The organism is Robertmurraya sp., assembly GCF_036676585.1.
Taxonomy (GTDB): Bacteria; Bacillota; Bacilli; order Bacillales; family Cytobacillaceae; genus Robertmurraya_A.
Genome location: NZ_JAKFCQ010000038.1, coordinates 1 through 12,931, shown reverse-complemented (window position 1 = coordinate 12,931; position 12,931 = coordinate 1). Strand labels below are relative to the sequence as shown.

Here is a 12,931-nt window from a genome sequence, read left to right as displayed (position 1 = left end):
CTCCCAAAGATCCGCTCGACTTGCATGTATTAGGCACGCCGCCAGCGTTCGTCCTGAGCCAGGATCAAACTCTCCAATAAAGAGTAAGATTAGCTCTTAAAGTTAAAACGTTGGCTAGTGTATTTTTAACACTAATCATTTTTGTTGACGTATGATTTGTTTAGTTTTCAAAGAACAAAAATCAATTTGTTTCTCACTTTGTCGCCCGGAAGCAACTATATTAGAATAACATTTTCTACTTAACTCGTCAACAACTTTTTTCAAAAAGTTTGTTTATCAACTTTTAAATTATGTTGTTTCGTAAGCAGATTTTTATAATACCATCCGTCTTTTTTATCGTCAATAGATTTTTATCATTTTTTGTCGAAAAAAGCGTTCATTAGAAAATTCTAATGAACGCTCTTTAATTTATGCTACATTTTCTACTTCCTTCGCTTCTTTTGAGAGAAACCAACCAGCTAATGCAATCAAAACTAATACTATATAGAAAGTAATTTTCCACTCAGGTGATTTTGCAAATGTACTAGGAAGTACGGACAATGAAGGGTGTGATAATGTATATACTGCAAGTTTCACCCCTACCCAACCTACAATAGCAAAGGCAGCGATTTCTAAACCAGGGCGCTTGGCAAGAAGTGTTACAAAGAAGTTTGCTGCAAAACGCATGATAATTAACCCAATTAAACCACCAGCAAAGATAACTAAGAACTTACCTCCATCCAAACCACCGATAGGAGGAAGTGGAGTATCTGGTAAAGCTACGGCTAAAGCAACTGCTGCTAAAATTGAATCTACTGCAAAAGCTATGTCTGCTAACTCAACTTTGATAACCGTTGTCCAGAAACCCGAATTCTTTTCTTGCTTTTCTTTTTCACTTGACTTCTCTTCAAGTTTCTTCTTAAAAAGTTTCCTCGCAATATGATTAATGGCGATAAATAATAGGTAGATCGCACCTATTGCCTGTACTTGCCATACATCCACTAAGAACGAAATAACAAATAAGGAAGCAAATCTAAAAATAAAAGCACCTGCTAAACCATAAAATAATGCCCTTTTTCTTTCTTCTTCAGGCAAATGTTTTACCATAATAGCTAATACAAGGGCATTATCTGCTGCAAGTAATCCCTCTAATGCAATAAGAACTAATAATACCCAACCATATTCTAATAATAAACTAAGATCCAATTTTCGTTTCCCCTTTCAATTGAGAACTCTCCACCATGTACTCTTTTGACATTCCATATATATCTATAACGATTAAATCGGGTGTAATCATTTACTATTTCATACACTCTCCCCCTTCCCAAATACTAAATTTTGGTAAAGGTTAGAGACGCAAAAAAGACCTTTACCATTGATAGGTAAAGGTCTTGCTAACAACTAGTATCGTTGCCAACAAAGCCGAGAGCCTGTGACTCTGAAATGACGACTTTGCTGTAAAAGCTACTCCCCTTTAAGGAATATCTTATTAAATTCTTATCTTTATCATATGATGTTTTTCAATAATCGTCAATGAGAAGATTACTTACTGTTTAAATAACCTCCTTTTCTTATTTGTTCCTTAAACATTCCTCATTTCTTCCTAATCTAGTAATAGTTTGTTCATAATTGGATTCTATCATTATGGAAGCTATTAATTTATGAAGAAGGAAGGTTTCCATGAGCTATAAAATCCCTGCACTCATATTATCTACCACCTTATTTGCAGCAGCATTGTTCCTAACTAACGATGAACAGGCTCAATCTACTACGAACAAGGAAGCAACAACGGCAGCTGTACAAACTACATCTAGCACTTCTTTTACTGAAGAGACGGCTTCCGCAGGAACTATTGTTGATGAGGATGTTGTAGAAGAAGAGCAAGAAGTTACAGAGATTTTACTTGATGTTCCATTATTGAACCAGATGGACAGTCCTAGATTATACAATGGTTGCGAAGTAACAAGCTTAGCAATGATTTTACAATATAATGGTCTTGATGTAACAAAAAATCAATTAGCAGAAGAAGTCGTTCGAACACCGCTTCAATATAATAGTGGTGAATATGGCAATCCTAATATTGGGTTTGTTGGTAATATGGAAGACGGGCCTGGACTTGGAGTATATCATGGACCCATTTATAATCTGGCAACAAATTATTCGGATGATGTTATTGACTTAACAAATCAACCATTTGATGATTTATTAAAACAAGTAGCTCAAGGTCATCCTGTTTGGATTATTACCACCTCCACCTTTTCTACTATTGACGAATTTGAGACGTGGGAAACACCACAAGGAGAAGTTACTATCACTTATAAAATGCATAGTGTTGTTATAACAGGCTATGATAATGAATCTATTTATATAAACAATCCCTATGGTGAAAAAAATCAGCAACTTGACCGAGACTCATTTATTCAAGCTTGGGAGCAAATGGGAAGTCAAGCAATCGTCGTTTTATAACCTTAAATACTAATAGTATTTGAGGTTTTTTGTTTGTCTCTCCTTACTTATTTCCTCTATTTTTACAATTCTGAGAATAGTTTTACAATTTATTAACACTCTATTAAAACTACAAATGTATACTCCAAAGGTAGAGTTAGAGGTTCATAATTTAAATAAAAGGAGGAATAAGTAATGAAAGTAAATAAAAAAGTAATCGGAGTTACTCTAGCAAGCAGCCTTGCACTTAGCTCACTTGGATTTACAACCGGTAATACGAAGGTGGAAGCGAAAAAAGATCCTGAAAAAGCGAAAAACGTTATTGTTTTGGTCATGGACGGGGTAAGTTCAAGTACAACTACACTTGCTAGATGGTATAAAGGGGAGCCACTTGCGATGGACGAAATTTTAACAGGTGGTGTTCGTACATACTCAGCAGAATCCGCAATAACCGATTCTGCTCCTGCTGGTACTGCTCTTGCCACAGGAAATAAATCAAACGACAAGTTTGTAGGTGTCTTACCAACTACGGTTACAAGTCCTGGAATTGATCAAGCACTTGCAGAAAATCCGTACAAGCCGGTAGCGAACGTACTCGAAGGAGCAAAAATTAGCGGGAAAGCGACTGGAATTATATCTACATCAGAGGTTCAACATGCCACACCAGCTGCCTTTTCTTCCCATGTGACACATCGAACGGATTACGATAATATTGCTGAGCAACAAGTCTACCAAAACATGGAAGTCGTTTTAGGTGGTGGAAAAAATACACTACTTCCCCAAAATCGTAAAGATGGAGAAGATTTAGTTAATGTTATTGAAAGCAAAGGGTATGACCTCGTTGAAACTCGTGAAGAGTTGTTGAATTCTGAATCCAAAAAGCTTTGGGGCTCTTTTGCTTCATCAGCATTGGCATATGATATGGATCGTCCAACAACAAACCCAGAAGAACCAACTCTGGCTGATATGACCAAAAAGGGAATTGAAACTCTTTCAAAAGATAAAGATGGATTCTTCTTATTTATTGAAGGTAGTAAACCAGACTGGGCAGCACATGCAAATGATGCAATCGGTATGATTAGTGATACTCTTGCTTTTGACGATGCAGTAAGAGAAGCAGTGGAATTTGCTAAAAAAGATAAAAATACTATGGTAATCGCTGTTTCTGACCATGGTAACAGTGGTATCTCAATAGGAAACCAAAATACAAGCGGTTCTTACCCTTCCATTCCTGTATCTACGTATATTGACCCACTAAAAAAAGCTACAATGACACTTGAAGGTGCATTAAAGCAACTTAAATCTGATAAGTCTAATGTTTTAGAAGTGGCAGCTTTATATGGAATTGATAATCCAACACCTGCTGAAACAAAAGCGATAAATGATTCCACTAACTTAGGGAAAACACTTGTCCAACTTCTAGCTACTCGTGCAAACATTGGCTTTACAACAGGCGGACATACAGGTGAAGATTTGTTTATGTATTCTTATGGACCTGGAAAGCCTGTAGGTTTTGTTGAAAATACAGACATTGCACATTCAGTAGCAAGCGCTATGGGATTTGACTTAAAGAAATTAGACGATCAATTATTTGTTAATGCAGAAGCTGCTTTTAAAACAATTGGAGCAACGGTAAGCATCGATGCTTCAAACAAAGAAAATCCTATTCTTGTTATACAAAAAGGAAAAACCGTAGCAAAACTACCCGTTAATAAGGACGTTGTCTTAATTAACGGCAAAGAAAAGAAGCTTAAAAGTGTGACTGTTCAATCTAATGGAATATTCTATGTATCAAAAGAAGCAGTTGAACTTGTAAAAAAAGATAAGTAAATACACGTTAAAAAACAACCCCATTCAATTCCTGAATGGGGTTGCTTCTCTCTATAAATACTTTCTGTGTATACTTTTACCGTCATACGTATAAAGCATGTTTTTCCCTTCAATAACGGTTTCCATATGAATGCTTCTTCCCCATAACTGATGAATATACGGCATAACTTTTTCCAAATACTTAATATCAAGTTCAATTCCTTCGTATCCATGCTGGATATAAAGCTCACCGTTTTTCATATAATCGCCATCCGTTACCGTTAAGTATGGGAAGCCACCGTTTACCCTCATACTTACTAACTGATCTCGAACATTTTCCCATGCTTTATCAACAATCTTATAATCCTTCCCTTGCTTTTGGAATAAATACATATCCTCTCGCATAACAAGATCTTTCGTTAAATAGTTGCGGAGGAAGGAAATATCTGATTCTATTTCACGTACCTCAAACATCTTCTCGCGACCTGATCCAGGTTGGACTCCTCTACGCTTCATTTCCTCGGTCGGATTATTGTAGCGTTCTTCAATATCCTCAAATATCTTCAACCCAAGGTAATATGGGTTTATTCCTGTTCGAGAAGGTTGAACAACACCAGCATTAAGTTTAGCAAACTCCAATGCTTCGCCACTCGTTAAATCCATCTCACGGAGAATTCTTTGATGCCAGAACGACGCCCATCCTTCGTTCATAATCTTTGTTTCTAACTGTGGCCAGAAATATAGCATTTCCTCGCGCATCATCGTTAAAATGTCACGTTGCCAGTCTGATAATTCACGACTGTAACTTTCAATAAATAACAAAAGATCTTTCTCAGGCTGTGGAGGGAATTTCTTTTTTCTTCTTACGGGTTCTGGCTTCCTTCTATCCTTTTCATCCAAATTCCACAAATCATCATAGGGACTTATCGCAACAACTTCCTCTTCGTATTCCACATCCTCCATGCTCCAAGCAAGTTTGGGCCTCATTAATGAGGGGTCAATATGTTCTTCAATGGCAAGGACTGCATCAAGAAACGTTTCAACCTCATGTTTCCCATATTGTATTTCATACTTTCGGATTCTCTCAGCTGTTGCGGCCATGCTTTCTACCATGTCTCTTTTTGTATTTTGGAATCGAACATTATTTTTAAAAAAGTCACAGTGCGCTAAAACGTGGGCAACAATTAGCTTATTTTGTATAAGAGAATTGGAATCCAGTAAAAACGCATAACAAGGGTCAGAGTTAATAACAAGTTCATAAATTTTAGACAATCCAAGATCATAGTGTAGCTTCATTTTATGAAACTGTTTCCCGAAGCTCCAATGAGAAAATCTTGTTGGCATGCCATATGCACCAAAGGTATAAATAATTTCAGACGGACAAATTTCATAACGCATTGGATAAAAATCGAGTCCAAAGCCAACCGCTATCTCCGTTATCTCTTCAATGGCATACTGTAATTCCTTCTGTTCTTGTTCACGCATTAGCTTTCTCCCCCTTTTTGCTCTTATCACAATGTATGAAACGAGAGAGAGAATGATGTACTGTAGAATAGAAAAAAGCAGAACCCTATTGTTTTTAGAGCTCTGCTTTTCCTTATTTCTCTTCTTCTAATATAATTGTCAATTCTTTTCCTACACTATTGTCATGTGTAATCTTGACTGTCACAATCTGTTTCTTACCATTGACCATTACTTCATACTGAAAGGAATCGACTACCTTGTTTTCAGCTAATTTCTCTCTTCCCACATACTTATATTCCACCACCTGCTGTCCAGGATAGTCTTCGGTTACAACTGCTGTTGCGATTTTTCCAAACTTTTTATAGTCTAGTCCTGGCTGCTCAGCATAAGTAGAAGAAAGTGAACCAAAAACGCATAAAAGAGTTATGATTGGAATTAGTATCTTTTTCAAGCTTTTCCCTCCTTGTTTGTAGTTATTATTTTTCCATTTGCCCCTCACTTTTATGTAACCCTATGGCCTCATTAACCAATTTCATTCCAACATATTGATTCCTTTTCCATACTTCTGGGAAGCTAGACAAAGGTGGAGCACGATTAACCATGGGTGGACATATTTCTATGGTTAATGCTGGACGATGATACGTGGTAATAAACCAATCAGTAAATCCTCCACCTGTTGCCTTCTTAGGGGGCTTTCCTAATTTATATCCGGTTAATTGGGCAATTTCTTTAGCGATTGAATAATCCCTTTGTTCATACTTCCCATTTTTATACTTCCAGTAAATCTCCTGACCTGTTGAGTGATAGGCTACGGCAATAGAGGGTTGGATTTTATCAATAAAAGTAGCTAAAGCTTGAGTTTCCAATGCCTCCATCGGTCTTTTTCCTTTATAAAATTGATAAGTAGGTGTACGGGGCCCGCTTAACTCTCTCCAACCTGCTGGGTATTGGCGATTTAAATCAATCCCAATCCCATTTGCCTTCCAACGCGAAAAATTTATCTCTCCTTCATTCATTAAAAACAGCTGATCAACAAAGAATAGAGGGATGTCGCGCTGCTGAATTTTGACTCCATCGGGATTAAGCATCGGAACAAACCAGATGGACACATCATTTAGCATGTTAGAATCAAAGAATCCAACTTTTGCACCGGTAGTTAAAGCTCTAACATAATTTTCAAGCATAACCATTAGAAGAGAGCTTGTTAGCCACTCTCTACCATGATGGGCACCAATGAGAACGACGTTTTTCTTTCCTTTCCCAATTTTAATTGCTGGAATATCATTTCCATAATAAGTTTGACCAATTACTTTGACTTCTAGTTCCCCATCGTATGTTTCCTTCAACTTTTGAATATCAAATTGCATTTGTTCGTATGTGTAGATTTGGTCTGAATGAACAATATTTGCAAAAGCAGATGGGCAATAAAGTAAAAAGCAAATAAGAAATATCGATGTTTTCATTTCATCCAATCCTAAAATTAAAATTTCCATCTTTAATGTGTCTTGAATGGCATAAACCTATTCAGGAAAAAGATGAAAACATTGATATATCAACAGTGACAAGTTTTTCTGAGAGTGTTTTTAATAGAAAATCATACACTATACTCAACTCCTTAAGAGGAGGAGAGAGAAAATGAATCATGTTGATTATGATCGAGCCTTGTACTATACGCATCGCTCTGAATGGGATAACTTATTAATACTGATGGTACGAACGAAGGACCAATTTTTAGCCAAAAAAATTGAGCACTTCCTCCATGCGTACAATTTTGAAAAAGACTACCAAGTGATTGAGAAACATTTATATTCTTTACTTCGTTACATCGACCATGCAAACGATCTTGTTGAAGCAAATGACGGCTTGTTTGATACAGTGATAACCATGGGGTAACTAGCAGAATTCCACCAAAAAAACACGGTCAAATTGACCGTGTTTTTTATGATTTATTTAGATAGTGCATTCATTTTATTTTCTACCGTTTGCATAAATGCATCTTCAATTGATTTTAGTTTTTCTTTGCTTTCAGTTAAGCTTGATCCCTTTACGCCAAAATAAAACTTAATTTTCGGCTCCGTTCCTGATGGGCGTAGGCAAACCCATGACCCATCTTCAAAGAAGTACTTTAAAACGTTTGAAGCAGGAAGATCGATTGATTCTTCCGATCCTCCCTCATATCTTGTACTTGTTAGGTAATCCTCCGTTTTTGTTACTTTTAAACCATTCAGTTCTTCGAGTGGCTCAGCACGGAAAGATTCAAGTGTTTTATTAATCGTTTCTGCACCTGATTTCCCTTTTAACGTTAATGAACGTAAGCCTTCTTGGTAATATCCATACTTATCAAAAATCATTAACAATGCCTCATATAGAGACTTGCCTTGCTTTTTATAGTACGCACACACTTCAGTCGCTAAAAGAGAAGCTTGAATAGCATCCTTGTCTCTAGCAAAATCTCCAATTAAATAACCGTAGCTCTCTTCATATCCAAACAAGAAGCTATGTTTATTTGTGGAATCATATTCGTTAATCTTTTCAGCAATAAACTTAAATCCTGTTAACACATCAAGTGTTGGAACACCATAAGATGCAGCAATAGTTGCACCCAATTCAGATGTAACAATTGTCTTTAAAACCAATGCATTTTCTTCTAATGTTCCCTTTGCCTTTTTATTTTCTAGTAAGTAATGGAGTAGTAAAGCACCTGTTTGATTTCCTGTAAGGATTTCATACTCCCCTTTTTCATTTTTAACAGCAATTCCGAGACGGTCTGCATCAGGGTCAGTCGCAATCAATAAATCAGCGTTTACCTTTTTTCCAGCTTCTATTGCCAATTCAAACGCAGCATGTTCTTCTGGGTTTGGACTTTTCACTGTTGAGAACTGTGGATCAGGTAATTCCTGCTCCTTTACAACCGTCACATTTTCGTATCCAAACGCTTTAAGTCCAGAACGCACCGGTTTATTAGCTGTCCCATGCAGCGGTGTAAAAACTACCTGTAAATCCGTTTCTTTAGCTAAATCAGGATTCTCAGAAATCGTTACAAGCTTCTCTAAATAAGCTTGATCCACATCTGCACCAATCATCTTGATTAGCCCTTGCTCTTTTAACTCCTGTTCGTCACGAACCTCTATAGTTAACTCATTTGAAATAGCATCTACTTTTTCAATAACCTTATCTGCTCCTTCTAAAGGAAGCTGCCCACCGTCTGGACCATACACCTTATAACCATTATATTCAGGTGGATTATGGCTTGCCGTAATCACTATTCCAGAGAAAGCATTTAGGTGTCTAACTGCAAAAGATAATTCTGGAGTTGGACGAAGCTCATCAAAAACATACGCTTGAATTCCCTTCGTAGCTAATGTTTTGGCTGCCTCCATTGCAAATTCACTTGATTTATGGCGAGAATCATATGCAATGACCACACCTCTATCCTTTGCTTCCTGACCAAATTCTTCTATATATGTTGCAAGGCCTGCGGATGCCTTCCTAACCGTGAAGATGTTCATACGATTTGTACCAACACCTATTTCCCCACGCATCCCACCTGTACCAAACTCTAAATTCTTATAAAAAGCATCCTCTAATTCCACATCAGATAGCTTTTGTAGTTGCCCCTTTAACTCTTCTGGGAGCATATCAAATTGATTCCATGTATGTACTTTTTCTTTCCAGCTCATTTCGTCTCCTCCTGAAAGTGTTTTCTAACTTTTATTATTCAATCCAGACTGTGCGTTTCCCTCTTTTTAGTCGTTAGTTTTTGTGACAACTTAAGAAACCATTTTCATTATATATGTTTTTTGTAAAAAATACACATCTCTCCAAATTTTAAAATGTTACATTTGTATTATTTCATATTTTTTTTTAAAATTGGAAAGAGGTGAAGATATGAACGGGTTTGAACGAAGAAGGCTTCAAAAAATGGAACAGATTCGCCAGGCAGCTTTTTCTTTATTCACAAAGTACGGAATTCAAAAGGTAAACATTCATGAAATAGCAAAAAAAGCGAATGTTTCTCAAGTAACAATATATAATTATTTTGGAAGTAAGGACGAGCTCGTCTATGATGTTCTAAAGGATTATCTTGAAAGGCAAATTGACTCATTTCAACAATTAATTTATAGTGAGCTTTCTTTTCAAGACAAGCTAATCAAATTGATTGAATTGAAGCTTTCATCCACAAATGAACTTAGTCCAGAATTTATTGAAGCGATTATTTCGGAGAATAGTCAAATTGCGAATTTATTTCAAGAATTTGCAAACGAAAAATCTATGCCTCTCATTGTTACATTTATTGAAGAAGGACGAAAAAGCGGTGATATATCAAGCAGTCTATCAATGAATACGATTTTTTTCATCCTCCAAGCAATGACAGACGCCATTCAAAAGCATTCAGAAATCTTCCAATCTAATTCAAACAAGGATCAATTCATAAATGAATTCATTCATTTCTTCTTTTATGGAATTGTAGGAAAAAAGGAAGACTTGCGAGTAGATTAATATACATTTTTGTCCTTTGTAATTATAATAAGTTCACGGTCAATACGCTTAAGGAGAATACTTTATGAAAAAAAATGACAAGCGCGAAAACTTGCTTTTCCTTGCTTTCGCTGCAGCATTGATAGCAATGTTTGGCAGTTTATATTTTTCGGAGATACGCCAGTACGAGCCTTGTGAACTTTGCTGGTATCAACGGATCGTTATGTACCCATTTGTTGTGTTATTAGGTATTGCAACTGTGAAAAAGGATTATGGGATCGCCTTTTATACGATGATTCTTTCGGCAGTTGGTGGGATGATCTCCCTTTACCATTATGGATTGCAAAAGGTTTCCTTTTTAGCTGATACAGCACCAGCATGTGGGCGAATTCCTTGTACAGGGCAATACATTAATTGGCTTGGATTCATCTCTATCCCTTTTCTAGCCCTCACTGCATTTATTATTGTGTTTGTTTGTAGCTTTCTAGTATGGAAGCAAACGAAGGAGGAAAAATAATTTTATGAAAAAAGTTCTAATTTTTATTGGTATTATCGTCGTATTGTTTGGTGCATTAGCTATTGTTACAAAAATGCAAAATGAAGAAAAGGTAAGTGAAGATAATATTTACAACAAAGATACTCTTCACCCTGAAACAGTTGCTCAATTAGAGGATCCAAACTATCAAAACCTAATTCTTCCAGAAGATCTTCAAACTCAGATAGATAATGGTGATGATATGACCGTTTATTTTTACAGTCCGACTTGTCCACACTGTCAGCGAACAACGCCAATCGTTGCCCCTTTATCTGAAGAGATGGATATTAATCTTGTTCAATACAATCTTCTTGAATTTGAGCAGGGATGGGATGATTACGGTATTCAAGAAACCCCTACAATTGTTCAATACAAGGATGGGAAAGAAGTAGCAAGAATCGTAGGATACCATGAAGAGCCAGAATTTGAGAGCTGGTTTAACGAAAATACAAAATGAGTTTTGAAAAAGCCGACTATTTTTGTAGTCGGCTTTTATACTAATAATTGATTAGCAGCTTGGGTGTATGTGCTGAAAAAGCTAGTCTTGTTTTCTCTTGCATAGATAAATTCATCATAAGAAAATGGGAAAATAAATCCATACTCATGTAATGTTTCCACATTTTTTTCATACAGAGCTTGGTGATCGTATGTTAAGATGCTTGATTCTAGAATTGATAGCAAAGTTTGAAGTGAAGCAATCACATGATATGCTTCCTTTAACGTCCCATCAAGCTGTGCAGTTTCATTATTCAGTACATTTTGATCCTCAAATTTCTTTATGTCTTTATCAGAGAAATACAAAGGAAAAATATCTCGATAAAACCTTTTTACAAGCTCATTTATTTTCTCTTCTTGGTCTGGTGTCGACGCAAAAACAATCTTCACTTATAACCCACCTTTAAATATCCTTTAGTTCTAATGTAAAATATAAATTAAGAATACCATAAAAAAACCTGTCTCTATGGTGGTAATTATCACCACGATTAAAATGATAGCTAAGAACGGAGAGCACAATGTTACAAACAAAAACAGTTGGAAAACAGTTCAATATTTGTATTCCAAAAGATTGGGAGAAATACACAATTGAAAGCTTATTTAAAGATTATTGGAAGGCCCCCAAAAAACTAGTCCATGAATTGAGAATGGAAAAAAGTGTGTTAATAAATGGGCAAGAAGCAAACTGGACTTCTCATTTCCATTTGGGAGATACCTTATCTATTCCATTTTTTCAACCCGAGCCCCCAATAGTCCAACCTACTTATATGGAGATTGACATCCTTTTTGAAGATGATCATCTTCTCATAGCTAATAAACCGGCTGGAATGGATACTCATCCAAATTCAGACAAAGACCATTTCAGTCTCTTAAATGGCGTAGCGTTTCATCTTCAAGCAAAGGGAGACCTTCATTACATCAAGCATATCCATCGTCTGGATCGGGATACAACGGGTGCTGTTATTTTTGCCAAGCATCGAATGTGCGGGGCCATCTTAGATAGACTCCTTGAGGAAAGAAAGATTAAAAGAACATACGTCGCTATAGTAGAAGGTAAAATGAAAACAAGCTCAGGATCAATTTCAAAACCCATTGGAAGAGATCGTCATCATCCAACGAGGAGAAGAGTCTCTTCCACTGGTCAATCCGCTGTTACACACTATAAAGTACATTCTTACAATGCAAAAAAAAATACAACCTTAATAAGCTGCCAACTTGATACAGGAAGAACTCATCAAATTCGAGTACATTTAAGTTCTATTGGTCACCCTCTTATAGGTGATTCCCTTTATGGAAGTCGTATCAAGCAGAAAAGACAAGCACTGCATGCTTTAAAGGTAGAGTTTACTCACCCTTTTACCGAAGAGAACATTGTATGTAAGGCACCGTTTGTTGATAATCCACCCATATTTCCTGATATGGATGTTTGATTGAAATAATCATAGAAGCGCCTACCCATTTGGTAGACGCTCCCTTTATATAAACGGCAACCCACGCCGATATTTTCTTTGTAATCTTTCCTTTCCCGAAACGTTTTTGTCCAAAACAAGTGAGCAAGCCTAATTTTATAAATGAAAAATGAAAAAAAAGGACTAGAGCGAATAAAATGTACCCTTTGTAAAGGACATTCTTAAAAAAGACTATGCTACATTGAGAAGATGATTCCTATATTCAATAGGGGTCATCTTCTTTAAATCCCATTGGTATCTATAGTTGTTGTAATAA

The 12,931-nt window shown here is 36.3% G+C and carries 14 protein-coding genes and 1 rRNA gene; 7 read left to right on the top strand and 8 right to left on the bottom strand.

Annotation, left to right across the window (positions count from 1 at the left end):
• Both ACGLXV_RS04555 and ACGLXV_RS04550 read right to left on the bottom strand, forming a co-directional pair.
• A 16S ribosomal RNA gene (locus tag ACGLXV_RS04555) occupies window positions 1–80 on the bottom strand; the annotation flags it as partial.
• A gap of 328 nt (window positions 81–408) precedes the next feature.
• On the bottom strand, window positions 409–1,185 hold the full coding sequence (locus ACGLXV_RS04550; protein WP_391557692.1) for a TerC family protein: 777 nt from the start codon (window positions 1,183–1,185) through the stop codon (window positions 409–411).
• Between the two features lie 474 nt (window positions 1,186–1,659).
• Between ACGLXV_RS04550 and ACGLXV_RS04545 the strand changes: the two genes are divergently transcribed.
• A complete protein-coding gene (locus ACGLXV_RS04545) occupies window positions 1,660–2,445 on the top strand; it encodes a C39 family peptidase (protein ID WP_391557691.1) in 786 nt (261 codons plus the stop codon).
• Between the two features lie 174 nt (window positions 2,446–2,619).
• Window positions 2,620–4,254: an alkaline phosphatase gene (locus ACGLXV_RS04540; protein WP_391557690.1), complete on the top strand. Its 1,635-nt coding sequence runs from the start codon at window positions 2,620–2,622 to the stop codon at window positions 4,252–4,254.
• A 51-nt stretch (window positions 4,255–4,305) separates the two neighbouring features.
• Here the strand turns inward: ACGLXV_RS04540 and ACGLXV_RS04535 are convergent, their stop codons facing one another.
• From ACGLXV_RS04535 to ACGLXV_RS04525, 3 genes are all read right to left on the bottom strand, one after another.
• The gene (locus ACGLXV_RS04535) at window positions 4,306–5,718 is read right to left on the bottom strand and encodes a SpoVR family protein (RefSeq protein WP_391557689.1); all 1,413 of its coding nucleotides are present in this window, start codon (window positions 5,716–5,718) and stop codon (window positions 4,306–4,308) included.
• 112 nt (window positions 5,719–5,830) lie between these two features.
• Window positions 5,831–6,148, bottom strand: coding sequence for a DUF3889 domain-containing protein (locus ACGLXV_RS04530; protein ID WP_162927702.1), 318 nt, complete (start codon window positions 6,146–6,148; stop codon window positions 5,831–5,833).
• A 25-nt stretch (window positions 6,149–6,173) separates the two neighbouring features.
• Entirely contained in the window at window positions 6,174–7,160 is a 987-nt protein-coding gene (locus ACGLXV_RS04525; RefSeq protein ID WP_391557688.1) for a M14 family zinc carboxypeptidase, read from the bottom strand.
• A 172-nt stretch (window positions 7,161–7,332) separates the two neighbouring features.
• On the opposite strand from ACGLXV_RS04525, the gene ACGLXV_RS04520 reads away from it, so the two are divergent.
• Window positions 7,333–7,590, top strand: a complete 258-nt coding sequence (locus ACGLXV_RS04520; RefSeq protein ID WP_391557687.1) for a YhdB family protein — start codon at window positions 7,333–7,335, stop codon at window positions 7,588–7,590.
• A gap of 53 nt (window positions 7,591–7,643) precedes the next feature.
• Here the strand turns inward: ACGLXV_RS04520 and ACGLXV_RS04515 are convergent, their stop codons facing one another.
• A complete protein-coding gene (locus ACGLXV_RS04515; protein ID WP_391557686.1) occupies window positions 7,644–9,377 on the bottom strand; it encodes a phospho-sugar mutase in 1,734 nt (577 codons plus the stop codon).
• Between the two features lie 208 nt (window positions 9,378–9,585).
• On the opposite strand from ACGLXV_RS04515, the gene ACGLXV_RS04510 reads away from it, so the two are divergent.
• The 3 genes from ACGLXV_RS04510 to ACGLXV_RS04500 all read left to right on the top strand — a co-directional run bounded on the left by ACGLXV_RS04510 (window position 9,586) and on the right by ACGLXV_RS04500 (window position 11,168).
• Entirely contained in the window at window positions 9,586–10,197 is a 612-nt protein-coding gene (locus ACGLXV_RS04510) for a TetR/AcrR family transcriptional regulator (protein WP_119707078.1), read from the top strand.
• 64 nt (window positions 10,198–10,261) lie between these two features.
• Complete coding sequence (locus tag ACGLXV_RS04505; protein WP_391557685.1) at window positions 10,262–10,693, top strand: disulfide oxidoreductase; 432 nt, start codon at window positions 10,262–10,264, stop codon at window positions 10,691–10,693.
• Between the two features lie 4 nt (window positions 10,694–10,697).
• Window positions 10,698–11,168, top strand: a complete 471-nt coding sequence (locus ACGLXV_RS04500; protein ID WP_119707076.1) for a thioredoxin family protein — start codon at window positions 10,698–10,700, stop codon at window positions 11,166–11,168.
• Between the two features lie 35 nt (window positions 11,169–11,203).
• Here the strand turns inward: ACGLXV_RS04500 and ACGLXV_RS04495 are convergent, their stop codons facing one another.
• Entirely contained in the window at window positions 11,204–11,596 is a 393-nt protein-coding gene (locus ACGLXV_RS04495) for a DUF5365 family protein (RefSeq protein ID WP_119707075.1), read from the bottom strand.
• Between the two features lie 128 nt (window positions 11,597–11,724).
• Between ACGLXV_RS04495 and ACGLXV_RS04490 the strand changes: the two genes are divergently transcribed.
• Complete coding sequence (locus tag ACGLXV_RS04490; protein WP_391557684.1) at window positions 11,725–12,636, top strand: RluA family pseudouridine synthase; 912 nt, start codon at window positions 11,725–11,727, stop codon at window positions 12,634–12,636.
• Window positions 12,637–12,846: 210 nt separating this feature from the next.
• Here the strand turns inward: ACGLXV_RS04490 and ACGLXV_RS04485 are convergent.
• A partial coding sequence (locus tag ACGLXV_RS04485; protein ID WP_391557693.1) for an IS3 family transposase occupies window positions 12,847–12,931 on the bottom strand: 85 nt, incomplete at its 5' end.

Coding starts and splice junctions, on each gene's coding strand:
- ACGLXV_RS04510 (WP_119707078.1), top strand. CDS start 9,586: ATGAACGGGTTTGAACGAAGAAGGCTTCAAAAAATGGAACAGATTCGC.
- ACGLXV_RS04535 (WP_391557689.1), bottom strand. CDS start 5,718: ATGCGTGAACAAGAACAGAAGGAATTACAGTATGCCATTGAAGAGATA.
- ACGLXV_RS04490 (WP_391557684.1), top strand. CDS start 11,725: ATGTTACAAACAAAAACAGTTGGAAAACAGTTCAATATTTGTATTCCA.
- ACGLXV_RS04515 (WP_391557686.1), bottom strand. CDS start 9,377: ATGAGCTGGAAAGAAAAAGTACATACATGGAATCAATTTGATATGCTC.
- ACGLXV_RS04500 (WP_119707076.1), top strand. CDS start 10,698: ATGAAAAAAGTTCTAATTTTTATTGGTATTATCGTCGTATTGTTTGGT.
- ACGLXV_RS04520 (WP_391557687.1), top strand. CDS start 7,333: ATGAATCATGTTGATTATGATCGAGCCTTGTACTATACGCATCGCTCT.
- ACGLXV_RS04545 (WP_391557691.1), top strand. CDS start 1,660: ATGAGCTATAAAATCCCTGCACTCATATTATCTACCACCTTATTTGCA.
- ACGLXV_RS04540 (WP_391557690.1), top strand. CDS start 2,620: ATGAAAGTAAATAAAAAAGTAATCGGAGTTACTCTAGCAAGCAGCCTT.
- ACGLXV_RS04505 (WP_391557685.1), top strand. CDS start 10,262: ATGAAAAAAAATGACAAGCGCGAAAACTTGCTTTTCCTTGCTTTCGCT.
- ACGLXV_RS04525 (WP_391557688.1), bottom strand. CDS start 7,160: ATGAAAACATCGATATTTCTTATTTGCTTTTTACTTTATTGCCCATCT.